Origin of the sequence: Legionella israelensis (genome assembly GCF_004571175.1) — a bacterium.
Classification (GTDB): Bacteria; Pseudomonadota; Gammaproteobacteria; order Legionellales; family Legionellaceae; genus Legionella_D; species Legionella_D israelensis.
In genome coordinates this window covers 120,936-145,877 of the sequence record NZ_CP038273.1, presented here as the reverse complement: position 1 = coordinate 145,877, position 24,942 = coordinate 120,936, and the positions used below count along the sequence as shown (strand labels likewise).

Below are 24,942 nucleotides of genomic sequence, written 5' to 3'. Positions count from 1 at the left end.
AATGTTGTAGATCAATTGTATGAAAGGTTTTTCTCTTATAGAATTCACAATAATGTTGGCATTGTTAATGCTCCTATCCAGCTTGGCGATGGGATTTAATTGGTCAAGTCCAAAAAGTGCTGTAAATTCCCATTAATTCAGCCTATCAAGTTAGTACGTTATTTAGTCAAAGCATTCATCCCTACAACATTAGACTTTCCGGCTTCATTCTCAGCCAGCCAGTCATTAAATTCGTCCATATTAAGATAACGCCTTGATTGCCACTGCTCGTTTTGTTCAGCTAATAAAGCGCCAATCAGCCGCCATGCAGAATCATCATTAGGAAATATCCTTATCACTCGTTCTCGGCGCCTGATTTCCTCGTTAATTCGCTCTTGCATGTTGGTGGTGCGAAGTCGCTTCCTGTATTTCTCCGGCAACGCCATAACTACCATGGCATCGTCAAAAGCCTCCTCAAGGCAGGTAACTGATTTTGGTGCTTTTTTCTCAAAGGCATCAATAAAATCATCGCGTCTACGCCTGGCTTCTTCCATATCAGGTGCCTGAAAAACAAGCTTTGCCTTTTCAGCAACATCTTTGCGGTGTCTGACAGAGCAGTGCCCGAGGATGTTGCGCATCAAGTGAACTTGGCATCGTTGCCAGGTTGCACCTTGAAAGTGCTTTCTAGCCGCTTCCACAAGCCCTGCATGCTGGTCTGACACAACATACATCACGCCTTTTAGCCCACGAGATTTTAGCCATTTAAACGCTTCATCCCATGTAGCATAGCTCTCAGTGTCACCAATGCGAAGGCCCAGTATTTCACGGTAGCCATCACTTCTGATACCCGAGATGGTCAAGGCTGCTCGAGACACGACTCTGTCACCATCACGACACTTGATAAACATCGCATCAACCATGATAAATGGGTAGTTGTCACCATCAAACCGACGCTCGTTGAAGGCTCTGACTCTTGCATCAAGACCAGAACACAGTTGACTGACGGTTGACTTTGAAAAACTAGCACCGCAAAGTTCTTCAGTAATGTTATTAACTTTTCTGGTTGATACGCCATTAACAACCATTTCCATCAGAGCCAATACAAAAGCCTGCTCACTGCGTTGATAGCGCTTAAAAATATCGGTAGAAAAAGAGCCATCACGTGTCTGCGGCACTTGAAGAGTGACTGGTCCCACACGAGTGTATAGTTGTCTTGGACGGTAACCGTTACGATAGCCTATACGTTCACCTGAACGTTCATGCTTGTCTGCTCCCAGACTTTCTGACACCTGTGCCTCCAATACCTGATTCAATACACCTTCAACAAGCTTTGCGAGCCCATCCTGGCTTGATAAAAGTTCTGGAAGCAATTCCTTTCCAACTGTAATATTGTAATCCGTCATCGCTAATCTCCTTCGATAGTTATTGTTTTTCACAACTCAATAGTACCGAATTTTAGCGATGACTCCACTCCTAAAAAGTCAACCTGAATTTACAGCAGTTTACGGACATAACCATTTAATTATTTTTTTTACACCCGTAATGAGTTGCAAACTTTAAAAGATGAATTGAAAATAGCATTGCATTATGCACGTATGCAGTCATTTATAATTGGAAAAACGTTGTATTTAGAAAATATAAGCGGAAATAATGATTGGTCTTGTGGTATGGTGCTTTATGAAGTAAACAGTAATGGCTCCAAAATTCCTTTGCATAAATGGCAATGGAATCATCCGCATTGGCAGATTTACTGGTCAGGATTTTCCTCCAGAAACTCAATTCCTTTTTCTCCTCATCCGCATTTTGCGGCGATGAATGGCCAATTCAGAATTATCAACGCGCGAACACAGCAACAAACAACACTTGTTATTAATCGATTAGGACGCATTAAAGAATCGACAGAATAGCTGGATATTAAAATTTAAATCTCCAACATGACTTTCAATAACTCATCCATTGTCTCGGCAATTTAAAATCGTATGGCGCTCAATTACCCGCATTTTCTCTTAAAAATTTTGTTTGCAGAACCGGGTAAGAAATATTTGTTGATCAATTAATAAATAATCTGTTCTATAATTGTAAATATAAGCGAAGCTTGGGCTATAAGAATGGAGAAGGACAAGAGCCAGGGATTTACCTTGGTGGAGTTTATGGTCACGCTGGCGGTGTCTGCATTGTTGATATTTGTAGCTATACCCGGATTTTATGGTATGATGCAGAATAATAAAGTCGTTTCCATGACCAATAAATTATCAGCAACCTTTAATTATGCGCGAACAGAAGCCATCAAACGAAGTGTGACGGTGGCTGTCTGCTCAACAGCCGATGATTCTTTTACTGCTTGTGGTACGGCAACAGACTGGGCTAAGGGGTGGATCGTTTTTATAGATGCCGATGGCAATAACGATATTGATGCTGCGACCGATCTTTTAAGGGTTCAGCAGCCACTACCAGAAGGTACCAGCGTGGCTGCAGATAGAAATCTTGTAACTTATAACAGCACAGGTTTTGTAACTAATAACTCGTTTACCTTATCTCTTTCTGCAACAGGTTGCTATGGGGACAATGCTCGCGTAATTAATATAACTCCTAGCGGCAGGTTAAGCATCAGTTACACATCTTGTTGACAGGAGTTATTTTTGTATGTGGTGTACACGATACATTCATTTATGGTTCAGGTCTGGGCAAAGTATGATTTTGCCCAGATTTATGGTTTTGTCGCAATAGCTATTAACCGTCTATTTGTGTTACTCTTACAAGTTCATGTTAGATATCTTGCCTTATTAGCGTTTTTTTATGATTTTGTGTTAATTTTTGACTATGTCGATTAATCAAGATAGTTTATTAATAACTCATGTTCAACTCGAGGCGAAGTTAGCTCCCTGGCTTCTGCATCAAGGGTCTTTGACCGAAAAATTAAAGCATCATACGGGGCAAGCGGATTTGGCTGTACTGGCAATGGGGTGGCGCCTTCCTGCATGGTGGGACCAATTTGTTTTAAATATACGGTATCAACCCGTCTACCATCGTGAAATTCTCATGTATTCTCAGGCAATGCCTTACTGGTATGCCCGTACAATTATTCCTGAGCAGTGTTATTTCCTTGAACCACATTTTTTTAACAGACTTCAGCATGAGTCATTAGCAAATTTAATTTTTGACGAGCCAAAAGTTGAGCGCATTCAGTTTTTCCACTATCCGATAGGAGTAAACTGTATTGAAACATATTGGTTACCAGAAACACTGTCTTTGAATATTCATGATACTTTTTGGGTACGCTTGGCTCATTTTTCCTTTATGCAGCAAGCCAGCTTTTTTTTATGTGAAATATTGTTTACTGAAAATATAAGGCAAATAAAATGAATTTGGCCTCCTATATTCATTTAATGCGTTTCAATAAACCAATTGGTATTTTTTTGCTTTGGTTTCCTACTGCATGGGCGCTATGGGCAACACGGCATGGCATCCCTTCAATAAAATTGCTGCTGCTGTTTTTTATAGGCACGGTTTTAATGCGTGCGGCGGGTTGTGTCATCAACGATATTGCTGATAGAGAAATTGACAGATATGTATCAAGAACAGCTACCAGGCCTTTAACCTCGGGGCGAATATCCTTGAAAGAAGCTTTATTGATATTAGCTTTGCTTCTGATGACTGCCTTAGTCATTCTTTTTATGTTGCCTCCAATCTGTTTTTATTATGCTGTTTTTGCGGTTTTGGTTACTTTTATTTATCCTTTCTGTAAAAGATATATACAAGCTCCGCAAGCTGTATTGGGAATCGCCTTTTCCATGGGGATACCGATGGCAGTAGCAGCTTCTGAGATGAATTTAAGCGGTTCATTTTTTATATTAATGATGATTAATTTTTTATGGATTGTATCTTATGACACAATATATGCGATGGCTGATAAAGCTGATGATCTGCTTATTGGAGTAAAATCAACCGCTATTTTTTTTGGTGATTATGATCGATTTATCATTGCCTTGTTACAAATCAGTTTTCATTTTTTATGGTTGATGTGGGGCACTGTAAATGAGATGTCGTTATTGTTTTATGTATTTTGGGTATTTGCAGGATACCTGCTTTATTATCAGCAGCGTTTGATTAAGCAACGTCATCCTGAGGAATGTTTTAAGGCTTTTATGAGCAATGGCTATTATGGATTAATCATGTGGCTGGCTTTGATATTTGGTTTTTAAAGCCGATTTTAGCCTTTACTTGAATCATCCGGTTAATAAGCAACTGGAGCCTATGCGAAACCATTGCGGTTCTATTGGTTTAGCGAGCATTTTTTCGGCGAGATGCATGTAATTAGAGGCCTGCTGTACCGTTCTAATGCCTCCTGATATCTTTAGGCCGCAGGTACGATTGGAATCAATGATGCTGCAAAGTATGGCAAAGGCAGCGGAAAGACTGGCACCTTGATTAATTTTTCCAGTAGATGTCTTTATAAAATCACATCCTAAGGAAATAACCTCACGACTAAGCTGGTAGACAGAGTCAATGGAATCCAAGGCGCCTGTTTCCAAAATAACTTTTACCGTCAATTGATGCTCTTTGCACTTCTGAATGATTTTTTCACAAGTGGATAATGATGCGCTATAAGCTCCTTTTTGGTAAGCTGAGTAAGAAAAAACATAATCAATTTCATCGGCTTGTCTTCTCAAAGCTTCATCCAGCTCTCGCAGGCTTTGAGCCAGGCTATTTTGACCTTCCGGAAAATTTATTACTGTGGCTTTTTTTAGTTTTGAAAAAGGCCAGTCCTGAGGAATATGCTCAGGATAGACACAAACGGCAGCGACTTCATTGCTCAATGCATTTTGAAATAAATGATCTAATTGTTCAGGATTGGCTTTCTTGTCCAATAAGGTGAGATCAAGAGTTTTTATTAATCGCGAATAGGCTGATGATGGATATGGTATATTTGAGCAAACATCAGCCAACAGCAGATTAAAATGAGAAATAACACTCATAACAAGTCTTCAATATAATGTTTTAGCAATGTAACCAGTTTTTCGGCCGCTTGAGAGGCCATCATTACGACGGCTTCATGGCTATGGCTGTTATTGGCTAGCCCCGTTGCATAATTAGTAATTATAGAGATAACGGCCACCTTCATCCCGCAGTGATTAGCTACTAACACTTCAGGAACAGTGGACATGCCAACAGCATCTGCACCAAGTATTCGAAAGGCTTTTATTTCTGCGGCAGTTTCATAGTTGGGTCCAAGGACAGAAATATAAACGCCTTGGTTCAGGCTAATGTTATTTTTATAAGCTGTAGCCAGGAGTGTCTCCTGCATTGAATGATCATAGGCATTGTCTAAAGGAAGAAAGCGGGGGCCAAATTCCTCATCATTAGGACCAACCAGTGGATTACCAGGCTGTAAATTAATATGATCGGTAATAAGCATTAATTCACCGGGCCCTACATCCTCTCGAAGCGAACCGGCAGCGTTAGTTGCGATAAAAAAGCGACATCCTAATAATTTTAATGTTCTTATATAGGTTTTTACACAATCATGATTGGAGCCTTCATAACTGTGCGCACGTCCTTGTAAACACGCGACACTGACGCCACCCAGATGGCCTAAAATCAGATTTCCTCCATGACCATGAACAGTTACTTTAGGAAAACCCGGTAATTCTTCATAACTGATAAATACTTTATCTTCCAACGCATCAGCAAAGCTTCCAAGTCCTGATCCAAGGACAATGCCGACAGTAGGTTTAAAAGAAGGATAAAGCTGTGCAATGTATTCTGTAGCCAGGTGGGCGTTAGATTTATTCGTCATTAGATATTTCCTGAATAAGGATTAAAACAAAAAGCCAGAGGTAATAATTCATTGATAGTTAATACATTAATAATTCCATCCTTATTACACATATATACTCGGGTTTCATCAGTAGAGAATTCCTGGATTCGTTGCCTGCAGGCACCGCAGGGAGGACATAATTGTTCAGAACTAGCCAGAACGACAAGATCTTTAATTTTTTGTTGTCCTGCAGCGATCATTTGACAAATGGCAGAAGATTCTGCACAAATCGCCATGGAATGAGCGCCATTTTCCACGTTAACACCTGTAAAGATTTGACCATTTTCGCTCATTATACAGGAAGCGACATGAAAATTTGAGTAGGGGGCATAAGAGTTCTTTAACGCTTCATGAGCGATACTTATCATTTCATTTATCTTTTCATTCACTATGGTTCCTTGATAAATAGGGTAATAATTATTTTACCGGCAAACTAATGCAAACCAATAATCCACCTTTTTTACGGTTTTCAGCCGTAATTTTTCCCTGATGTAGTTTTATGGCTTGAGAGGCGATAGCAAGTCCCAAGCCGTAACCACCGGTTTTTTTTTCTCGTGAGGTATCTACCCTGTAGAAGGGATTAAATATCCTGGTCAATTGATCTTCCGGAACGCCAGGGCCACGATCTTTAATTTTTATTAAAACATTTTTCTTTTCATCATCGTATTCCAAAGATAATATGACGGGCTTGTCTGAGTAACGCAGTGCATTTCTCAGAATATTCTCTATAGCTCGATGTATTAGTTTTTTATCAAGATAAAGCTGACATGATTGAATTTGCCCGGCTTTAATTCTTTCATTTTTGTCAGCAAACTCGTAATTTGCATCTTGAATAATGCTTTTAAGAAGCTCAGGAAGATCGACAAGAGTTAAATGAAGCACGGTTGTTGATTTATCCAAACGAGCAAATTCAAGAATTTCTCCAATAAGCGCATTTAAACGATAAGACTCTGTTTCCATGCGAGAAAATTCAGTTTCAGCAAGACCTCCTGTTTTATTTTTAGCAAGCTCGATAGCAATATTAAGTCGTGCCAAGGGTGAGCGCAATTCATGAGAGATATCCTGTAACAATCGTTGTTTGGAATTGACGATTGTCTCCAGTTGTTCGGCCATACGATCAAACTCGCGGCTCAATGCGGCAATTTCATCTTTATGATGACCTATAAACTTGCCAACACGTGTATTAAGCTTTCCAGTGGCAATTGATTTTGCTGCAATTCGTAATGACCGGAGGGGTTGGGTTAAATAGAGAGAGAGCAGATAACAAATCAGACCACTGAAAAAAATAGCAATAACCACGCGAATCGTTAATCCTGCCCAGGGAATTTCAACAAAATGTGAAATGGGCTTTTCTGTGACTGCAGCAAGGCGATAAGCCTTACCTGAGGTAGATAAAATTTCATGGCTGACGATAAGATTTCCAGTCTTAAAAATACCTTCATTTAATTGATCAAGGATTAAATTTTCCGATACGCTTCGAACAGATGGCGGTATTTCCCCACTTCCAATGATTTCTCCAGTGCTGGAAATTAAAAACATATTCATATGGCGCGATAGACCAATCTGCTGAAGCCACTGTATTAAAGCCTTTCTTTTCCCTGATTCAAAGGTGGCAACAGCTGCATTTGCATAGCTGTCCATAAAAAGCTGTTCACGGACCGGGAGGGATGATTTTTTGGCAATTTGTCCTGTGAACCATGCAGTAGTTATGATGATCAGTATTGTTGCCAGCCAAAAAGAAAGAAATATTTTCCAATACAAACTACGCATTAAACATGTATCCGAATCCACGAACAGTCTTGATCAACGGTTCACCTCGTTGATTATCGCCCAGTTTATTTCGCAGGTTACTGATATGAACGTCAATGCTGCGATCGTAGGCCGTGTATTTCCTTCCCAGGGCGTACTCGGTTAATTCCTCTTTAGAAAAAGCCTGGCCAGGTGATTTTATTAACATCTCAAGAATATTGAATTCGGCATTGGTTAGTTCAAGTGGACTTCCATGAGCTGTCGCCAGTCGTTTTGAACAGTCAACGATAATATTGTTCTGTTCAATAATGGGGCGGTGTACCGGTGCTTTTTGTGTTCTTCTTAATATGGCTTTAAGTCGGGCTACTAACTCACGAGGATTGCATGGTTTGGGCAAGTAATCATCAGCACCGATTTCCAGCCCTACGATTTTATCGATATCATCTCCTCGAGCTGTCAGCATTAATACTGGAGTTTCCAAATGTTCACGTATGGCCTTTAATACTTCAAAGCCATTAAGTTTTGGCAACATAACATCAAGCACTATGGCATCAAAATCCTGGTTCAAAGCTTTTTTTACTCCACTTTCTCCATCATGAACACATACCACGGAAAACCCCTCAGGCTCCAGATACTGAGTGAGTAAGTCAGTCAGTTCATAATCATCATCAATAATGAGTATATTGTTGTTCATTGTTATCCTTGAGTGCCAGAATGAGTTACTGCTCGTTTATCAATACATTCAAGCAATTTAATTCGTCTGGCATCGGCATTAATAATTTTAAATTCAAATCCTCCGATATGAGTGCTTTCTCCGCGTTTAGGCAAATACCCAAAACTTGCCATCACAATGCCACCAATTGTATCATAAGTTTCATCACTGAAATCAGCCATCAACTGCTCATTAAATTCTTCAATAGGAGTGTGAGCCTTAATGATATAATGCCAGTTACCATGAGTTTTGATATACGCTTCTTCATCAATATCAAATTCATCTTCAATATCGCCAATAATCTGTTCAATAATATCCTCTATAGTTACAAAACCTGCAACGGCGCCGTATTCGTCAACGACAATAGCCATATGATTTTTGGTAGAGCGGAATTCACTGAGTAAGCTGTCCAATCGTTTGCTTTCAGGAACAAACATTACCTGACGGCTGATATCTAAAAGATCAAATTCTTCGCTGCTGTTTTGCTGAAAACGAAGCAAATCCTTAGCATGCAATATGCCTACAATTTCATCGCCATAATCAGCTGTGACAGGAAAACGGGAATGTCCTGATTCAGTGACCACTTTTATCACATCTTCAAGCGTATCATTTTGATTAATACAAGTCATTTGTTTCTTGGGAACCATAATGTCTCGCACACGCATTTGTGAAAACAATATAGCCCCTTCAAGCATGGCCAGGGTTTCAGAATTGATCAGTGATCTGAGATTTGCATCGCGTAATAAACTAACCAAATCCTCTTGATTCTGTGGTTCTCCTTGAAGAAATTGCTTTAAACGGGAAAACCACGAACCACTTTCGTCATCTTTATTCATGGTTATCATTCTCATTTTCATAAGGATTATTGTAGCCTAATTCATTAAGCAGTCTCACCTCAATGGATTGCATTTTTACTGCATCTGTTTCAATCATGTGATCATAACCTAATAAATGTAAGACACCGTGAATCACAATATGTGCCCAATGCTGAATTAATGAAGTATCCAGTTTTTGACTTTCTTCCTCTAATACCTGTGGGCAAATGATAACATCTCCTAACAGAGGATAGTCTAATTCAATATTTTTCGGGACATCAGCAGGAAAAGCGAGCACGTTCGTGGCTTTATCTTTTTTTCGATAGGTTCGATTCAGAGTGGTTATTTCTTCTTTATCGACAAGCCGAATAGTCAGTTCAGCGATTTTGATATGATCTCGCAAGGCAAGCTTAGCCCATCTGGTCAAATTATTTTCAGATATAGGGGGATTTTTTTCTGTGGCTTTTTGAATATCAATATGATAACTATTTGTCATTCTTTTTTCCGTGTTCATTTTCATAAAAATCTATAATGCGTGATACCAGAGGATGCCTGACTACCTCCCGACTGGTGAAGTGGTATATGCCAATCTCACTCAGTGAGCGAAAAAGATGAATGGCATGAGACAGACCGGATTCAGTGCCTTTAGGCAAATCAATCTGTGTCATATCACCGGTAACGACTGTTTTAGAACCAAAGCCTATACGAGTAAGAAACATTTTCATTTGAGAAATGGTGGCATTCTGAGCTTCATCCAATATAATAAAGGCTTCGTTCAATGTACGACCTCTCATAAAGGCTAAAGGAAGAACTTCAATAACGTCCGTCTGGATTAGTTTTTGTGTTTCTTTAAAACCTATCATTTCATACAAAGCATCATAAATTGGTCTGAGGTAAGGAAGGACTTTTTCCACCATGTCTCCAGGAAGGAAACCAAGCTTTTCTCCTGCCTCCACAGCCGGTCTTACAAAGATTAATCGCTGAACTTCACCTTTTTCAAATTGTTCAATGGCTTTGGCTACTGCAAGATATGTTTTTCCAGTGCCGGCTGGTCCGACAGCAAACACAATGTCATGTTTATCCACTCCATTCAGATACTGGATTTGCTTGTCATTTCTTGCTTTGATGATTTTTCGACTGAGTTTTATTTCCTGCATCATTGAGCCTGATTTCTCCTTGGATAATAACGATGTTATTGTATATGCTGAGACAGGCTGATCTGTTCGAGCATAGAGAATATCAAATATCTGCTTAACCTTTGTAAAATATTGCTCGCTATCACTGATTAAAACGAGGTGATGTTCGGTTAATTTTATTTTTATATTAAAAAATTTTTCAATAAGTTTGATATTCTGATGGTGCTCCCCACATAAATTAGCCAGGCGAGTCATATTTAATGCTGGAAGCCGGAAAGATTTTTTATAAAGTGTACTGCTCAAGGGCTCAATAAAAAGTTAATTTACTTACGTAAAGAATAGTCTAAATGAACAGGTTTACACAAGTGAATGTGTTATTTTTATTCACAAAAAAGTGCAGTAAAAAAGATGAGGTATGGGTGAGTGGATACATGAGTAACTCGTATTACTGCGTAAAAGTGATTAATAGCTAAAGATTTGGTATACTTATTATTATTCATTAAGTGTGATTAATTTGAACCTTGGCAACTTTAGAATCTTTAATATATGTAACATAAGATAGTTGATTCATGATTGACCTTCATTGCCACAGTTATTATTCTGACGGAATTAATAGCCCAAACGAACTCATAGAAAAAGCATCAGTAAACGGAGTGAAATATCTAGCAATTACTGATCATGATACGACAGAAGGTATAAAACCCTTTCAGCAATCGCTTATCGAGAGGGCTTCGGATATTGCGTTGATCAAAGGCATTGAATTGAGTGTTAGCTGGAAAAAGCATGTGATTCACATTCTTGGCCTGCATTTAATGAATCATGAAAAACTTGATGATTTAATTTATCAACAAAATCAACAAAGAATACAGCGCGCGAAAGAAATCAGTTCTGCTCTGGCTTTAAGTGGATTGAAAGATGCCTACAGAAAAGCCTGTGAGATTGCAGGACATGAACGTGTCGCACGCCCTCATTTCGCTCAAGTATTGATCAATGAAGGTATGGCTAAAGACATGGTATCGGCTTTTAAAAAATTTTTGGGGAGGGGTCGAAAGGCTTATGTGCCTACTTCCTGGATAAATATTAAGGAAGCGGTTGACGGTATACTTGATGCCGGTGGACAGGCAGTGATAGCGCATCCCTTAAAATATGGTTTAACACGTACTAAATTATATGAGCTGATTACGGATTTTAAAAGGGCGGGAGGAACAGGCCTTGAAGTGGTTTCGGGTGATATGACGAAATTAAAAATACAGGAGACGGCAGCCATCTGCCAGCGTTTTGATTTACTGGCTTCTAGTGGCTCTGATTACCATGGAGAAGGTATCTCACGAATATCTGTTGGAAGACAACAGCAATTACCGCTAAACTGTACACCCATTTGGAATGAGTGGAATTTTTGAACAGGGGACTTTATGAGTCAGTTTTTTGCAATACATCCAGATAATCCTCAGGCTCGTCTTCTAAGACAAGCAGTTTCCATAATAAAAGAGGGTGGTTTGATTGTTTATCCTACAGATTCAGGTTATGCACTTGGCTGTGCGCTGGGCAATAAATCGGCATTAGAGCGAATCAGGAAATTGCGACAACTGGATAAGCATCATAATATGACCCTGGTTTGCCGGGATTTGTCAGATTTAGGTACATATGCGCGGGTGACCAATCCAATTTTCCGGCTTCTTAAAGCCTTCACACCCGGTTCATATACATTCATTCTGAAAGCGACTGCTGAGGTGCCTCGCTTGATGCTGCATCCTAAACGAAAAACATTAGGTTTGCGTGTGCCAGACAGTGTGATTTGTCTGGCTTTACTGGAGTGTCTGGAAGCTCCTTTGATGAGCACTACTTTGATTTTACCAGGAGCAGAAGCGCCCTTAAGTGAGCCCGAGGCAATAAAAGATTTGTTGGGTCATCAGATCGATTTAATTATTGATGGTGGAAATTGTGGCCACCAACCCACAACAGTGGTCGATTTAACGGGTGATTATCCGGTCATTATACGAGAAGGTCAGGGCGATCCAACCCCTTTCAGATAATAATATCTTTCAATGAGTTTGAGGAAATTGATGTCAGCTTTATTTACTGCGAATAAACGAGTTGTTTCCGGCATGCGAGTTAGCGGCCGATTGCATTTGGGGCATTATCATGGGGTCCTGAAAAATTGGGTTAAATTGCAGCATCAATACGATTGCTTTTTCTTTGCAGCAGATTGGCATGGTTTAACCACCGGATATGACAATCCGGGCTTTATGGAAGAGCACCTATGGGATATGGTGGTTGATTGGCTGGCTTGTGGAGTTAACCCTGGTTTATCAAAAATTTTCATTCAATCCTGGGTTCCGGAACATGCTGAATTGCACCTCCTTTTATCCATGATAACTCCTTTAGGTTGGCTTGAGCGAGTACCTAGTTTTAAAGACCAGCAGGAAAAACTGAAAGAAAAAGATTTATCCACTTATGGTTTTTTAGGTTATCCCTTGTTGCAAAGTGCAGATGTATTGATTTATCAAGCCGATCTCGTTCCCGTGGGCGAGGATCAGGTCCCACATATTGAATTGACTCGTGAAGTAGCGCGTCGTTTTAATTACATCTATGGTCGGGAGCACAATTTTGAGCAGTTGGTACAAGAAGCGATAAAAAAGATGGGTAAGAAAAACGGTAAAATTTACACAGAGCTTCGCCGTCAATTTCAACAGGATGGCTGCCAGGAATCTTTAAATACTGCCCAGGCTTTATTGATGAATCAGCATAATTTATCCATGGGAGATAAAGAACGCCTGTTGGGATTTCTTGATGGAAGCGGTAAGATTATTTTATCTGAACCCCATCCTTTATTAACCGAGTGTGCAAAAATGCCGGGGATTGATGGACAAAAAATGTCTAAATCCTATGGCAACACCATCATGCTAAGAGAACCACCTGAACAAGTTGAAAAAAAAATTCTTACCATGCCGACCGACCCGGCAAGAGTGAAGCGTACCGATCCTGGTGAACCCGAAAAATGCCCGGTCTGGGATCTTCATAAAATTTATTCGGATGAAGAAACAAAACAATGGGTACAAATCGGATGTCGTACAGCCGGCATTGGCTGTATTGATTGTAAAAGGCCGGTGATTGAAGCAATTAATGAGGAATTGAAGCCCATTCAATCGGCAATTAAAGAATATGAGTCTGATATAAGCTCAGTAAAGCGTATAGTTACAGAAGGTAGCGATGCTGCTCGTGATGAAGCACAAAAGACCTTGAGTACGGTTCGAGAAGTCATGGGGCTTGATTATTAATGCAAATGGAGCTAACTGAGACCAGCGATATTCAAGTCTTCATTGATGGAAAGCCACTTACAGATCTTCCAAAAGATTTATTCATTCCACCAGATGCGTTTGAAATATTGCTGGATTCCTTCAGCGGACCACTGGATTTACTGCTTTATCTGATAAAAAAACAAAATATTGATATTTTGAATATTCCTATTATCCGTATAACTCAGCAGTATCTTCAGTACATTGAGTTTATGGAAAAGCACCGCATGGAACTGGCAGCTGAGTATCTTCTTATGGCTGCTATGCTGGCAGAAATTAAATCTAGATTTTTATTACCGACGACTAGTAGTGAGGCTGAAGAGGAAGAAGATCCGCGCATGGCCTTGGTAAGGCGTTTACAGGCTTATGAACAAATTAAAAGCGCGGCAGAAAAATTGGACAGCTTGGAAAGACATGAGCGGGATGTATTTACCGTTCAACTTCACCCTGATCAATTTAAATCTATAAAACATTTCCCGGAAGTCAATTTATCTGAGCTTGTCTATGCTATACAGCAACTTATCATTCGTGATAAGCATTATTCGCATCACCAAATTTTACGGGAACCTTTATCTGTAAAAGACCGTATGAATCGTATTTTATCGGTATTGGAAAAGGAAAAACTTGTGAGTTTTCAGAAATTATATACCGCTTCGGAAGGAAAGGCTGGAATTATTGTCAGCTTTCTTGCAATTTTGGAATTGGCGAAACTTTCCCTTTTGACCATCACTCAAATCGAAGTGTTTGCTCCAATTTATCTGCAGGCAATTCATGATGAATGATAGCGAATTAAAGAGAATTATCGAGGCTTTGCTGATGAGCTCATCCACTCCTTTATCTATTGAACAGTTAATGCAGGTTTTTGAAGCAGAGGAAAAACCTTCCATTGAACGTTTACAATATATTCTTTCTTTATTAAGCGAAGATTATAAATCCTCCGCAGTTGGACTGAAATGTCTTGCCAGCGGTTACATTTTTCAAACAAAGGCCGCTTACAGTCCCTGGATTGCCCGCATGCAGGCTGAAAAACCCAGTAAATATTCTCGAGTATTACTGGAAACATTGGCCATTATTGCGTATAAACAGCCTGTCACTCGAGCTGATATTGAGGATATTCGAGGAGTGGCTGTGAATTCTCAAATTATGAAAACACTTCTGGAGAGGCAGTGGATTAAAATAGCTGGTCACCGTGATACGCCTGGCAAGCCTGCCATTTATATCACGACCAAAACTTTTCTGGATTATTTTAATTTAAAAAGTTTAGATGAATTACCGGCGTTGGATGAAATGGACAATCTTTTTATCAACAATACGATGTTAAGTGAAGAGGCATGCAATTGAATGAGCAGTGAACGGCTTCAAAAAATTTTAAGTCAGGCAGGATTTGGATCACGACGGGAAATGGAGCGGTGGATAGCAAATGGCTGGATAAAAATCAATGGAGTTCAGGCTACATTAGGTGATACAGCCAGGCCCGAAGATAAAATTACAGTAAAAGGCAAACTTATCCAAAATCCTTTGAAATATGCATCGAAAACTCGAATTTTGCTCTATCATAAGCCTGTTGGGGAAATTTCCAGTCGGCATGATCCAAAACATGTAAAAACGGTGTTTGATCATCTTCCTTCATTAAAGCATGGACGTTGGGTTCAAGTGGGTCGCCTGGATATCAATACCTCTGGATTAATGATATTTACCAATGATGGAGGATTAGCGAACAAACTGATGCATCCTAAACATGCTTTTGAGCGAGAGTATGCCGTTCGCGCACATGGACAGGTGGACTCTGAAATATTAAAGAGGCTGCTTGAGGGCGTACAATTGGACGATGGTTCTGCTCGCTTTCAACGTATTGAATTTCGTGGTGGGGAAGGAACAAATGCCTGGTATCATGTCATTCTGACGGAAGGACGAAACCGTGAAGTTCGAAGACTGTGGGAGTCACAAGGTGTTGAAGTCAGTCGGTTAATACGTATTCGTTTTGGGAATTTGTCTCTTCCTCGATCATTGTCAAGAGGGCAATATTATGAGCTTACCCCTAAAGAGGTGAAAGAATTTTTAGAAAAAACTCCGGTTTAGAAAAATTCCCAATAAACTCTCTTAGCGAATAAAATTTTCAAAAAGAACAAAAAATTTATTGTTGCACAAAAAATATACTATAATTCACCTGCAAATAAAACTAAAATCTTGTTTTTCAAAGGAGTGAATATGGATAAATCGATTTAAATGTTCTTTCATTTTTCTCATTTTTCTGGGCAAATAAGGAGTGTGCTGCTATCTTTTCTGCTGCTGATGTTACTGAGTTTTACGACATTTGCTGCAGATAAAATAGTGATCACGGGAGAACCAGTGGTTCTTGAGCAACGCGGTGATGTGTACGTCCCCCCAAGTGGTTATTCTGTAACTACGGATTATCATTATGTAACCCTTGATGGTACTAATCGAGTTTGTTATGCCGAAGCACAACCTTCTTTGGCATCGTTAAATGTGGTTAACGTTAATGTTGAAGTGGGTGGTTCTACCGTGGTGTGGCATTGTTATGAATATAACACTCAGTATTTTACGGTAAATCCATAAGCAATTTAAAATTAAAACCTCTCAAAATGATATTAGCGGGATAATCCGCTAATATCATTATTTATGTCAAAATTTTTAATACAAATAACTAAGGCTAAACAATACATTATGAGCATATATGTGATCTAATTGTGGACCTGTATGAGTCCAGGGAATGGTAAGTGCCCGTCCTAATTCGCTTTTCCCCCAATCCGAAAATTCATAGCCAACACCTACCTGCCAATGATCGTTAAAGGACGTTTGTATGCCTCCGCCGATACTGTATGTAAAACCGACTTTTGTATTTGAATCAAACCATTGTGAAGACGTCAGTGGGCTAATTAAAGGAATCGTTCTGAAGCCATAGGCATAATTGAAAGCGGCGCCTATAGCTGCTGTGATATAGGGTTGTATGAAAAATATTCTGGGATCAGTCAGAAGCTTTCCTCTTATTGATGCGTTCCAATGGTTAGTACGGTATTCATAACGAGAACCAGAAGGTATAAAATTCACATCAATGGTTCCTTGCATTTTAGCTTCACCGGTACCTCCAGCAGCAATTCCAAGTTGACCTAAAATCCCAGGAGCAAAAGGTCCTTGTAATGCGAAGAAAATTTCACCTGTTCCCATGAGGCGTGTATCTTTTTGTGCATTATATCGGTTAGATAAAACAGAATTTAAATAAAGGGTTTGAGTTTCACCCGCTCTTGACCAGGCAGGTCCTCCACTTAAGGTGATTACTTTCGTCCAGCCAATTGCAGTGTCGTCATACATTCCTCCTGCAATCGCTTTTACACTAAAAATAGATAAGAAAAAGGGTTTTATTAATCGTTTCACAGTCATTATTCATCCTTCATTAACAACTCAATCTACTATTAAACTTCCATTCATGAGGTTCAGTCAATGGTTAGCTTATGAATTTAAAACATTTTTTATGTTTTAGATGTGTTGTTTATTATAAATAATAAGAACAATTTAAACAAAAAATTTACAATATGATAATTTATTTTCTATACTTCAATAAAATAATACCATCATTAAAGTGGGGAAAAATGGAGTTAAAGGCATTTCAATACAAACAAAAAGAGGGCTGGACAGTTGAGCAATTCCCCGCTTTAGACTCAGAAAACACTTTGGTGTTAATTTTTGCTTCCCCTTTATTCATTAATGATCCAGAACCTATAAAACAAATAACTAATTTTTATGATAAATCAAAAATCATTGGTTGTTCTACGGCCGGAGAAATTTTTGCGGATCATATCGTTGATAACAGTTTATCCATTGTGGTTGCTAAATTTGATAATACCTCATTAAAAATGGCAAAAGCGAAAGTCAATCGTGCGGCAGATTCCAGAAAGGCAGGTAAAGAAATTGCCAATCAGCTTATCTCTGATGAGCTTAAAGGTATATTCGTCTTATCTGATGGGTTGAATATTAATGGATCTGAGCTGGTACAGGGTCTAAATGCAGGAAATAACGGCAAAAATCTCGTGATTACGGGAGGGCTGGCTGGTGATGGCAATCGCTTTAAAAAAACATGGACCATCTGCAACGGTGACATATGTGACAACCATGTCGTTGCCGTGGGTTTTTACGGTGATCATATTCATATTGGACATGGTTCTAAAGGCGGTTGGGATATATTTGGACCGATCCGAAGAGTCACCCGTTCAGAACGGTAATATATTATATGAATTAGATTATCAACCCGCTTTACAACTTTATAAAGAATATTTGGGGGAGAAAGCCGCTGAACTACCTTCTTCAGGACTGCTTTATCCTTTAGCCATTCAAAATCCTTCCAGTAAAAACTCCACTAAACTGGTTCGAACCATTTTAGGTATTGATGAAAAAGAACAATCACTGATCTTTGCAGGCGACATTCCTACCGGTTTTTTTGCGCAATTAATGCGTGCCAATTTCGATCGTTTAATCGATAGTGCTCATGAGGCAGGGGAATTGGCGAATGAACGCATGTTAGTTAACAAAAAAAATAATAATAAACAAGTCCTTGCGATAGATATCAGCTGTGTGGGTCGAAGGTTGCTATTAGGTGAGAGAACGGAGGAGGAGGTAGAAACCACCTTGGAGTCGCTACCTGCCGACTCTATTCAGATTGGGTTTTATTCCTACGGTGAGTTGTCGCCTTTTCATGTGGGAAACTGCGAGCTGCACAATCAGACAATGACGATAACGACCTACTATGAAGATTGAGAGTGAATGTGAGTTTGGAGCTTATGGATATACATAAATTATTAAAGCGGCAGATGAAAAATTTACAGTTAAATTTTGATATCAGACCTGAAAATAATGAAAAATGGCACGAATTTATTTCTCGGGTTAATAAAGCTTATATTGATGCAGATCAGGAACATTATTTGAATGAACGTTCCATTGATATCTCTTCAAAAGAATTGATGGCTTTAAATCAAAAGCTGGAAAATGCTCAGCGCATTGCCAAAATGGGTTACTGGTATTATCAAGGAGACAATGATTACACTGTATGGTCTAAAGAACTTTTTTCCCTGTTTGACCTTAATCCCAATGAAAAACCGCCAAATTATAATCAATTTCTTTTTTAGTTCACGAAGAAGATCGTAAAGAATTAAAAGATAAAGTAGAAAAAGCCTTAACCGAGAATGAAGACTATGAATGTGAAATCAGGGTAAAAAATGCGAATGGTGAATATCGCTGGTACAGAACTATTGCCCAGAGTCAAGGAAATCAACAAATATCGGGAGTTGTCATTGATATTCATAAAGACAAAATGGCTGAAGAAAAAATCAAGGAGTTGAACAAGCAGCTTGTTGATACGGCACGGCGTGCAGGAATGGCGGAAGTGGCTTCTTCTGTATTGCATAACATAGGAAATGTTTTAAACAGTTCTAATATTTCTCTTGATCAACTGAAAACCAGCCATTCCGGCGCCTGCTATCAAAAATTTTTCAAGATCATTGAAATGCTCAGTGAGCATATGGATGATTTACCTGATTATTTAACACAGGATTCCAAAGGACAATTGATTCGAAAATATTTACCTTCATTATCTCAAATGCTTATAGAAGAAGAACAAAAAAATCAAGCAGAAATCAACAATCTTGTTAATGATTTAAATCATATTAATGAAATTGTCTCTTTGCAAAAATCCGTGAGCGGTTTATCCAGTATAAATGAAAAAGTCTACATACCTGATGTCATTGAATCGGCTCTGAACATGACCATGAGTTCATGTAAAGATGAATCCATTAAAATTTATAAGAAATTTAATGAATGTCCCTTGGTTTTTACTGATAAATCTAAATTATTACAAATAATCGTTAACTTAATACAAAACGCAAAAGATGCCGTATTGCAAAACAATAATGGCCTCTGTGAAAGAAATAAAGCTTGTTCTCAATAAATGCAAAGACAATAAAGTTCAGATTAAAGTCATCGACAACGGTATCGGCATTGAAGCTGATAATATCAAACGTATTTTTGCTTTTGGTTTTACCACAAAACCACAAGGCCATGGCTTTGGCTTACATAGTTCAGCTTTATCCGCTCAGGAAATGGGAGGAGCGCTGCGGGCAGAAAGTACCGGCTATGGTAAGGGAGCTCATTTTATATTGACGTTACCCATGACTTATAATTCTGTTCAAAAAGGTATCTTTAATGAATGACATTAAGCTTCGCATCATGATAATAGATGATAATCCAGCCATTCATCATGATTTTATTAAGGTTTTGACAGCTTCAAGCTCTGAGCGAGATTTATATGATATAGAAAGACAACTGTTTGATGATGAAGATTTTTCAGCCTTTAAGAACAATAAGGAAGAGGAAACCTTTCCAGATTTCATTATCGATACAGCGTCCCAAGGTAAAGAAGGATTAGAAAAAATCAAATTGAATCTGAAAAAGAAAAAACACTATGCTCTGGCTTTCGTTGACGTAAGAATGCCCCCTGGCTGGGACGGTATTGAAACCATAAAACGAATCTGGGAAGTGGACCCGGATATTCAGATTGTCATCTGTACGGCTTTTTCCGATTACAGTTGGGAGGAAACGGTTGCGGAATTGGGAATGGGAGATAACTATCTGATATTAAAAAAACCTTTTGACTCTGTTGCAGTAAGACAGTTGGCTTGTGCTTTGACAAGAAAGTGGATTCTGGCAAAAAATGAAAGACGTCATACTGAAATTTTACAACAGACGGTCCAAGAAAAAACGGAGTCGCTATATCAGTCATTATCTTTATTGCGCTCAACAATTGAGTCCTCAGCAGATGGGATTTTGGTTCTTGATTTGAACAAGAAAGTTATTGATTACAATTCCAAATTTCGTAACATGTGGAACATACCAAAATCCATGCTGAAAACAAAAAATGGAGAACTTATCATCGATTATATGTTAGATAACATGGTAGATCCTCATCCTTATTTAAAGCAGATGGGATGCCTTGAAAAGAAAATGGATGAAAGCGACAGCCAGATCATTCACTTCAAAAACGGTAAAATTCTGGAAAGTTATTCTCAGCCCCACCAAATTAATGGAAACATCGTCGGCAGGGTCTGGAGTTTTCGGGATATCACAAAACAAATCCATCTGGAGCAGAAACTTGAATTCCAGGCTACACATGATACCTTAACTCATTTACCCAATCGCGTTTTATTGGTAGACAGGATACGACAAAGCATAGAGTTTGCCAAAAGACATAAAAAAAACTTTGCCGTTATATTTTTTGATTTGGATCGCTTTAAGCTGATTAATGATAGCTTAAGTCATGAAGCAGGTGATCATTTATTGTGCCTTATCGGTAAGCGTTTATCCGATTCAATCCGCAAGGAAGATACCATTGCACGTCTGGGTGGTGATGAATTTGTGATGATTATTCCCGAACTGGATGGAGAGGAGAAAATCATTAATGTGGCTAATAAAATTTTAGCCCTGTTTGCAAAACCGTTTAAGATTGCTAACAGAGAAGTTACCATTTCGCCCAGTATAGGAATCAGCGTGTTTCCTTCTGATGGCAAGACAGTCAACAAATTGTTAAAAAATGCTGATTTAGCCATGTATCGGGCAAAAGAGAGAGGGGGAAATCAGTTCCAGTTTTATACCCCCCAATTAAATCAAATGAACTGTAAACGTTTTAAGTTGGAAGCAGAATTGCATCAGGCTGTTAAGTGCAATGAATTTATATTGTTTTATCAGCCCCAGTTCAATATCGATAAACAAGAAATGCAATCTGTTGAGGCTTTAATTCGATGGGAACATCCTGAAAAAGGCTTATTATTACCTCTTGACTTTATTCCGATAGCAGAGGAATCCGGTTTAATTGTTTTGATTGGAGAATGGGTTATTCGTGAGGTTTGCCGACAATTAAAAGAATGGCGGAAAAAAGGATTGACTCCAGTTCGCATCGCCATTAATGTGGCAACACAACAATTGAAGCAGGAGAACTTCGCCACAACGGTCAAAAATATCCTTGATGAATACCAGATTGACCCTCAATACATTGAGCTTGAGATTACAGAAAATGTGGTTATTACCCACATGGAAATCATAGAAATGATTAACCGATTAAAAGAGATTGGCGTTAAAATCGTTTTGGATGATTTCGGCACTGGCAATTCGAGTTTAAATTATCTCAAACGAATTCAGATTGACAGGCTAAAAATAGACCGCTCCTTCATTCAGAATATTTCCACCTCACGTAGTGATGAAGCCATCATTGAAGCCATTATCGCCATGGCTAAAAGTTTTAATTTTAAGGTGTTGGCCGAGGGAGTGGAATGCCAAAAGCAAATGTCTTTTTTAAAATATCAACGTTGTGATGAGGTGCAAGGGTTTTTATTTGGTAAGCCCTCACCAGCCAGCACCATCGAAAAATATATTCAGCAAATATCAGATAAAGAACAAAAATCAAATTAGCCTCTTTACATTACGACTTCTTTTTGCAAGAAAACCGTAAACATTTATTGACATGAAAATGAAAGATATGTTTACTAATTGATCATACCATGTTATGGTATGGCTGTTATAAACGGGATAATTTTATTTAAATTAGAGGTAGAACAGATGGTGTTACCTGTTGATTATAAATTTAAGGGCAGTTTAAGTATTGAAGATATTGCCGAGAATGCTCGATTGGTTTTTCCCGGTGTGCGCGGTGAAATCAGAAAGCCCCTGAAAATAGATGAAAACACTGTATTGCCTATTGGTACAAAAGTCATTATTCAACCATTAAACCGTCCATGAAACTCCCAGGTTTAAGCTTACTGTCTATGAAAGAGTGACTTCAAAGCGTAAGGATCTTCCTGAAGATCAACGCAATATTACGACTAAAGAATCTTATGAAGTAGAACTGGCAAAGCCACTGAATTTTCTGAATTACAATGAAGAACAATATGAACGAACCTCTGATGTGCTTTTTAAAGAAGGTTCGCCCTCTATTGACGACGTTAATCAAAGCCGCGTTCCCAACTGTTTCTTTCTGGCTGCTTTAAGTAAAGTAGTTCATCATCCTGATGGTCCTGCTTATATTCGAAGCATGATGCGACAGAATGATGATGGTACAACCACGGTTCGACTCTTTAATCCAAAAACGCTGGAACCGATTTATGTTCGAGTAGAAAATTCCTACATCGTCGATCAATGGGGCTCTCTTAATCGTCACACCGCTCTGTGGGTACACATTCTGGAAAAAGCTTACGCTTCTATTCCCGAGCTACTGGATAAAAATGATGCTTCCATGAGTTCAGTGTACACTGGCGGAGGAAATGAAAAAACCGCACTTGCTGCTCTTACTGGTTTAAAAGTTAATAGCCATTTCATTGCTAATGATGAATTTCAGGCTTGGGATGTACCCAATTTTTTTAATAAAGAAATCGGTCAAATTGAACCTTTGCTGGAAATTGCTAATGAATTGCCTCATCTGGAAGCCATTATCCAGGGGACATTAATTGGCAAGATGAAAGTATTTAAAGAGCAGTTTGGTGAAGCAGAAGCCTACGCTCGTTGCATGGAGTTATTAAATTTTTATATGGAACATAAAGACGAATGGGTAAGATATGTAGGTGATGAAACAGAAAATGCGCAAAAATTGGCCAATATCGTTACCTTTGTCAACGAGTGTATACACCAACAGTCTGAGCAAAAGAAAAGCAATCTGGATTTGCACAGACTTAAAGATACTTTGACACAATTGTTTATCTATTATTTCGTACCGGTAAGCGAAAACGTGGTGCGTGGTGATAGAGAGATTTTCAGTGGTAATTATTCTCCCACTGATCTACAGCATTATGAGCGAATCAAAGCTGCTTTAACCGAAGGTAAGCTGGTTACTGCGGGAACTTTAAGCGATTTCAAAGATGTGAAAGGTATAAGAGCCAAACATGCTTACACGGTTCTTGATGTAATTGAAAAACAAGTCCCAAATGCAAAAGGAGAAATTAAGAACGTCTATTTTGTCAGGCTTCGTAACCCATGGGGAAGCACAGGACGGCTTTATTTACCCGATACGGACACACTGGAAATACGTGTGGAGGAATCTCGAGGCGCAGCAATATTTGATCTGGAACTCAAGGACTTCTGCCGTTATTACTCTAATTATGATATTACAGCCTGCAGCAATCCTTTATTTTCTATACCTGCTCAAAAAGAAACCTTAAATGAGCGACTGGTGAACGTCCTGGAGCAATGGAATATACATAATCAAAGTTCTCATTATGAATTGCAAGAGGCAGTTGACAAGTATCGTCATTGCGTGAACTCTTTGATAGCGATTGAATTAAGTCAGCTGGATTTAATCGATGAAGAACAACGATCGGCTATCAATGATATTTTAAAGGGCTCATCTATTGTTTCTGAAGAAGAAAAGAAAGAGAAAATTCTCGAGCAAATCAACTCTGCTCGATTTCCCTATATTCAGGGAGATGCAGCTCAGATAAAAAACCATGTCTATGAGTTGTTGATTTATCAATGGCATCGGCAAAACAATTCTTTGACTCAGGAACAGATCATCGATTTTGAAGACAGACTCATAAAGAAAGCAAGTATTGATAATCCTTTATGGAAACAATTGCGTGAAAATCATCAGCATTTGCACGTCCTCGTTACGCATAATATACAGCATATTCTACCTGCAATTTTACGGGAAGGTTCTTCACTACTGGAAGTGATGAATACACAGAGAGAACAAATACCAGAGAAAGATTCTGGTATGTATCGTTTTTATTTGGAAGCCTATTTTCTTAATTATCAAAAATTGCTGCATTATGTAAGAGGTTTTTCTGAATATCAAAACCTGTTAAAGCGTCTTCACTTATCCTTTCAAAATGATGAAATGGAAACATTTAATGAAAAAATACAGGAGATGATAAGAAAAACTGAGGACTTAAAGGCTATATCAGAAGACGTCAAAAAAATTGCTAAAGAGACAAGAGAAATAGCTTACTCTGATTCTCATGAAAATGATTATTGGCAGATGGATTCAGAAGCTATAAAACATTTGGATAATAAACTTGATGCCTTAGGTCTTGAAGCCAAAAAATACCAACCCGTTGATGAAGTGGAAGTTAAAGAGAAAGCGCTCTTCTTTCGGCTTTTGGACTCGATTGCCAATTTATTTAAAAATTTTGCGACACTTTTTGAAAAATTGCATCGAAAGCCGCAAAATGATTATGAAAAAATCGCTGAAAAAGACAAAGAAGCCAGACCGATTAATCCCGGTAAGGTTGCAGGGATTTTTGTGCCGATTCAACAGAATGCAGATGCTCAATTAAAATCTGCATTTGATGACTCACAGCCAGTATCTTCTCCTGCCGCTTGATAAAATCAATTTTAACTGGGGTCTATATTTAGACATACAGTCCCCAGTTAAAATGTTAAGTGCTCAACT

27 protein-coding genes and 2 pseudogenes are annotated in these 24,942 nt (G+C 38.7%); 19 read left to right on the top strand and 10 right to left on the bottom strand.

What is annotated here, in order from left to right; translation table 11 throughout:
- Positions 1-158: 158 nt before the first annotated feature.
- On the bottom strand, positions 159-1,382 hold the full coding sequence (locus tag E4T55_RS00655; RefSeq protein WP_115325208.1) for an IS256 family transposase: 1,224 nt from the start codon (positions 1,380-1,382) through the stop codon (positions 159-161).
- A gap of 144 nt (positions 1,383-1,526) precedes the next feature.
- Between E4T55_RS00655 and E4T55_RS00650 the strand changes: the two genes are divergently transcribed.
- The 4 genes from E4T55_RS00650 to ubiA all read left to right on the top strand — a co-directional run bounded on the left by E4T55_RS00650 (position 1,527) and on the right by ubiA (position 4,181).
- Positions 1,527-1,886 (top strand): GspH/FimT family pseudopilin, encoded by a 360-nt coding sequence (locus E4T55_RS00650; protein ID WP_082636539.1) that lies wholly within the window; start codon positions 1,527-1,529, stop codon positions 1,884-1,886.
- A 201-nt stretch (positions 1,887-2,087) separates the two neighbouring features.
- Positions 2,088-2,606 carry a GspH/FimT family pseudopilin gene (locus E4T55_RS00645; RefSeq protein WP_058501989.1) on the top strand — a complete coding sequence of 173 codons (519 nt, stop codon included), beginning with the start codon at positions 2,088-2,090 and terminating at the stop codon, positions 2,604-2,606.
- Between the two features lie 193 nt (positions 2,607-2,799).
- Complete coding sequence (locus E4T55_RS00640) at positions 2,800-3,342, top strand: chorismate--pyruvate lyase family protein (RefSeq protein ID WP_058501987.1); 543 nt, start codon at positions 2,800-2,802, stop codon at positions 3,340-3,342.
- Positions 3,339-4,181, top strand: a complete 843-nt coding sequence (gene ubiA, locus E4T55_RS00635; protein WP_082636538.1) for a 4-hydroxybenzoate octaprenyltransferase — start codon at positions 3,339-3,341, stop codon at positions 4,179-4,181. The genes E4T55_RS00640 and ubiA overlap by 4 nt, the downstream gene beginning before the upstream one ends.
- 24 nt (positions 4,182-4,205) lie before the next feature.
- Here the strand turns inward: ubiA and deoC are convergent, their stop codons facing one another.
- From deoC to E4T55_RS00595, 8 genes are read right to left on the bottom strand one after another with little or no spacing between them, the layout of a single operon-like run.
- Positions 4,206-4,955, bottom strand: coding sequence for a deoxyribose-phosphate aldolase (gene deoC / locus E4T55_RS00630; protein WP_058501986.1), 750 nt, complete (start codon positions 4,953-4,955; stop codon positions 4,206-4,208).
- On the bottom strand, positions 4,952-5,776 hold the full coding sequence (locus E4T55_RS00625; protein ID WP_058501985.1) for a purine-nucleoside phosphorylase: 825 nt from the start codon (positions 5,774-5,776) through the stop codon (positions 4,952-4,954). The genes deoC and E4T55_RS00625 overlap by 4 nt, the downstream gene beginning before the upstream one ends.
- Positions 5,776-6,186, bottom strand: a complete 411-nt coding sequence (gene cdd / locus E4T55_RS00620; RefSeq protein WP_058501984.1) for a cytidine deaminase — start codon at positions 6,184-6,186, stop codon at positions 5,776-5,778. The genes E4T55_RS00625 and cdd overlap by 1 nt, the downstream gene beginning before the upstream one ends.
- Positions 6,187-6,214: 28 nt before the next feature.
- The gene (gene cpxA / locus E4T55_RS00615) at positions 6,215-7,567 is read right to left on the bottom strand and encodes a two-component system sensor histidine kinase CpxA (protein WP_058501983.1); all 1,353 of its coding nucleotides are present in this window, start codon (positions 7,565-7,567) and stop codon (positions 6,215-6,217) included.
- A complete protein-coding gene (gene cpxR / locus E4T55_RS00610) occupies positions 7,560-8,240 on the bottom strand; it encodes a two-component system response regulator CpxR (RefSeq protein WP_058501982.1) in 681 nt (226 codons plus the stop codon). Before cpxR ends, cpxA begins: the two co-directional genes overlap by 8 nt.
- A 2-nt stretch (positions 8,241-8,242) precedes the next feature.
- Complete coding sequence (locus E4T55_RS00605) at positions 8,243-9,094, bottom strand: CorC family transporter (protein WP_058501981.1); 852 nt, start codon at positions 9,092-9,094, stop codon at positions 8,243-8,245.
- A complete protein-coding gene (gene ybeY / locus E4T55_RS00600; RefSeq protein WP_058501980.1) occupies positions 9,087-9,569 on the bottom strand; it encodes an rRNA maturation RNase YbeY in 483 nt (160 codons plus the stop codon). Before ybeY ends, E4T55_RS00605 begins: the two co-directional genes overlap by 8 nt.
- Positions 9,559-10,464: a PhoH family protein gene (locus E4T55_RS00595; RefSeq protein ID WP_082636537.1), complete on the bottom strand. Its 906-nt coding sequence runs from the start codon at positions 10,462-10,464 to the stop codon at positions 9,559-9,561. The genes ybeY and E4T55_RS00595 overlap by 11 nt, the downstream gene beginning before the upstream one ends.
- 314 nt (positions 10,465-10,778) lie before the next feature.
- On the opposite strand from E4T55_RS00595, the gene E4T55_RS00590 reads away from it, so the two are divergent.
- From E4T55_RS00590 to E4T55_RS00560, 7 genes are all read left to right on the top strand, one after another.
- Positions 10,779-11,609, top strand: coding sequence for a PHP domain-containing protein (locus E4T55_RS00590; protein WP_058501978.1), 831 nt, complete (start codon positions 10,779-10,781; stop codon positions 11,607-11,609).
- 12 nt (positions 11,610-11,621) lie between these two features.
- Complete coding sequence (locus E4T55_RS00585) at positions 11,622-12,242, top strand: L-threonylcarbamoyladenylate synthase (protein ID WP_058501977.1); 621 nt, start codon at positions 11,622-11,624, stop codon at positions 12,240-12,242.
- A gap of 30 nt (positions 12,243-12,272) precedes the next feature.
- Entirely contained in the window at positions 12,273-13,487 is a 1,215-nt protein-coding gene (locus E4T55_RS00580; protein ID WP_058501976.1) for a tryptophan--tRNA ligase, read from the top strand.
- A complete protein-coding gene (locus tag E4T55_RS00575; protein WP_058501975.1) occupies positions 13,487-14,287 on the top strand; it encodes a segregation and condensation protein A in 801 nt (266 codons plus the stop codon). Before E4T55_RS00580 ends, E4T55_RS00575 begins: the two co-directional genes overlap by 1 nt.
- On the top strand, positions 14,280-14,846 hold the full coding sequence (scpB, locus tag E4T55_RS00570; RefSeq protein WP_058501974.1) for an SMC-Scp complex subunit ScpB: 567 nt from the start codon (positions 14,280-14,282) through the stop codon (positions 14,844-14,846). Before E4T55_RS00575 ends, scpB begins: the two co-directional genes overlap by 8 nt.
- The gene (gene rluB / locus E4T55_RS00565; protein ID WP_058501973.1) at positions 14,847-15,584 is read left to right on the top strand and encodes a 23S rRNA pseudouridine(2605) synthase RluB; all 738 of its coding nucleotides are present in this window, start codon (positions 14,847-14,849) and stop codon (positions 15,582-15,584) included.
- A gap of 189 nt (positions 15,585-15,773) precedes the next feature.
- Positions 15,774-16,082, top strand: a complete 309-nt coding sequence (locus tag E4T55_RS00560; RefSeq protein WP_131780749.1) for a hypothetical protein — start codon at positions 15,774-15,776, stop codon at positions 16,080-16,082.
- Between the two features lie 75 nt (positions 16,083-16,157).
- Here E4T55_RS00560 and E4T55_RS00555 read toward each other — a convergent pair whose 3' ends face one another.
- Positions 16,158-16,898: an outer membrane protein gene (locus E4T55_RS00555; RefSeq protein ID WP_135121904.1), complete on the bottom strand. Its 741-nt coding sequence runs from the start codon at positions 16,896-16,898 to the stop codon at positions 16,158-16,160.
- 215 nt (positions 16,899-17,113) lie between these two features.
- Here E4T55_RS00555 and E4T55_RS15565 point away from each other — a divergent pair.
- The 8 genes and pseudogenes from E4T55_RS15565 (at position 17,114) to E4T55_RS00530 (ending at position 24,873) form a co-directional block, all read left to right on the top strand.
- Positions 17,114-18,275, top strand: a pseudogene (locus tag E4T55_RS15565) (FIST signal transduction protein).
- Positions 18,276-18,298: 23 nt separating this feature from the next.
- Complete coding sequence (locus tag E4T55_RS15365; protein ID WP_223168304.1) at positions 18,299-18,643, top strand: hypothetical protein; 345 nt, start codon at positions 18,299-18,301, stop codon at positions 18,641-18,643.
- Positions 18,631-18,786: pseudogene (locus E4T55_RS15360) on the top strand (PAS domain-containing protein); the annotation flags it as partial. The gene E4T55_RS15365 and the pseudogene E4T55_RS15360, both read left to right, overlap by 13 nt.
- 42 nt (positions 18,787-18,828) lie before the next feature.
- Positions 18,829-19,461 (top strand): sensor histidine kinase, encoded by a 633-nt coding sequence (locus E4T55_RS15355; RefSeq protein ID WP_238583426.1) that lies wholly within the window; start codon positions 18,829-18,831, stop codon positions 19,459-19,461.
- Positions 19,433-19,723, top strand: a complete 291-nt coding sequence (locus E4T55_RS15350) for an ATP-binding protein (RefSeq protein WP_238583425.1) — start codon at positions 19,433-19,435, stop codon at positions 19,721-19,723. Before E4T55_RS15355 ends, E4T55_RS15350 begins: the two co-directional genes overlap by 29 nt.
- Positions 19,716-21,974 (top strand): EAL domain-containing protein, encoded by a 2,259-nt coding sequence (locus E4T55_RS00540; protein ID WP_058501970.1) that lies wholly within the window; start codon positions 19,716-19,718, stop codon positions 21,972-21,974. The genes E4T55_RS15350 and E4T55_RS00540 overlap by 8 nt, the downstream gene beginning before the upstream one ends.
- Positions 21,975-22,073: 99 nt before the next feature.
- Positions 22,074-22,301, top strand: coding sequence for a hypothetical protein (locus tag E4T55_RS00535; protein ID WP_058501969.1), 228 nt, complete (start codon positions 22,074-22,076; stop codon positions 22,299-22,301).
- Positions 22,302-22,335: 34 nt separating this feature from the next.
- Entirely contained in the window at positions 22,336-24,873 is a 2,538-nt protein-coding gene (locus E4T55_RS00530) for a C2 family cysteine protease (RefSeq protein ID WP_058501968.1), read from the top strand.
- The last annotated feature ends 69 nt before the right edge of the window (positions 24,874-24,942 follow it).

Bases quoted from the DNA above. Each gene is read 5' to 3' on its own strand.
- E4T55_RS15355 (WP_238583426.1), top strand. From the start codon at position 18,829: ATGGCTGAAGAAAAAATCAAGGAGTTGAACAAGCAGCTTGTTGATACG.
- E4T55_RS00595 (WP_082636537.1), bottom strand. From the start codon at position 10,464: ATGACTCGCCTGGCTAATTTATGTGGGGAGCACCATCAGAATATCAAA.
- E4T55_RS00575 (WP_058501975.1), top strand. From the start codon at position 13,487: ATGCAAATGGAGCTAACTGAGACCAGCGATATTCAAGTCTTCATTGAT.
- E4T55_RS00590 (WP_058501978.1), top strand. From the start codon at position 10,779: ATGATTGACCTTCATTGCCACAGTTATTATTCTGACGGAATTAATAGC.
- ubiA (WP_082636538.1), top strand. From the start codon at position 3,339: ATGAATTTGGCCTCCTATATTCATTTAATGCGTTTCAATAAACCAATT.
- deoC (WP_058501986.1), bottom strand. From the start codon at position 4,955: ATGAGTGTTATTTCTCATTTTAATCTGCTGTTGGCTGATGTTTGCTCA.
- E4T55_RS15365 (WP_223168304.1), top strand. From the start codon at position 18,299: ATGGATATACATAAATTATTAAAGCGGCAGATGAAAAATTTACAGTTA.
- E4T55_RS00625 (WP_058501985.1), bottom strand. From the start codon at position 5,776: ATGACGAATAAATCTAACGCCCACCTGGCTACAGAATACATTGCACAG.
- cpxA (WP_058501983.1), bottom strand. From the start codon at position 7,567: ATGCGTAGTTTGTATTGGAAAATATTTCTTTCTTTTTGGCTGGCAACA.
- E4T55_RS00585 (WP_058501977.1), top strand. From the start codon at position 11,622: ATGAGTCAGTTTTTTGCAATACATCCAGATAATCCTCAGGCTCGTCTT.
- cpxR (WP_058501982.1), bottom strand. From the start codon at position 8,240: ATGAACAACAATATACTCATTATTGATGATGATTATGAACTGACTGAC.
- ybeY (WP_058501980.1), bottom strand. From the start codon at position 9,569: ATGACAAATAGTTATCATATTGATATTCAAAAAGCCACAGAAAAAAAT.
- E4T55_RS00580 (WP_058501976.1), top strand. From the start codon at position 12,273: ATGTCAGCTTTATTTACTGCGAATAAACGAGTTGTTTCCGGCATGCGA.
- E4T55_RS00640 (WP_058501987.1), top strand. From the start codon at position 2,800: ATGTCGATTAATCAAGATAGTTTATTAATAACTCATGTTCAACTCGAG.
- E4T55_RS00645 (WP_058501989.1), top strand. From the start codon at position 2,088: ATGGAGAAGGACAAGAGCCAGGGATTTACCTTGGTGGAGTTTATGGTC.
- E4T55_RS00655 (WP_115325208.1), bottom strand. From the start codon at position 1,382: ATGACGGATTACAATATTACAGTTGGAAAGGAATTGCTTCCAGAACTT.
- rluB (WP_058501973.1), top strand. From the start codon at position 14,847: ATGAGCAGTGAACGGCTTCAAAAAATTTTAAGTCAGGCAGGATTTGGA.
- scpB (WP_058501974.1), top strand. From the start codon at position 14,280: ATGAATGATAGCGAATTAAAGAGAATTATCGAGGCTTTGCTGATGAGC.
- E4T55_RS00535 (WP_058501969.1), top strand. From the start codon at position 22,074: ATGGCTGTTATAAACGGGATAATTTTATTTAAATTAGAGGTAGAACAG.
- E4T55_RS00605 (WP_058501981.1), bottom strand. From the start codon at position 9,094: ATGAATAAAGATGACGAAAGTGGTTCGTGGTTTTCCCGTTTAAAGCAA.
- E4T55_RS00540 (WP_058501970.1), top strand. From the start codon at position 19,716: ATGAATGACATTAAGCTTCGCATCATGATAATAGATGATAATCCAGCC.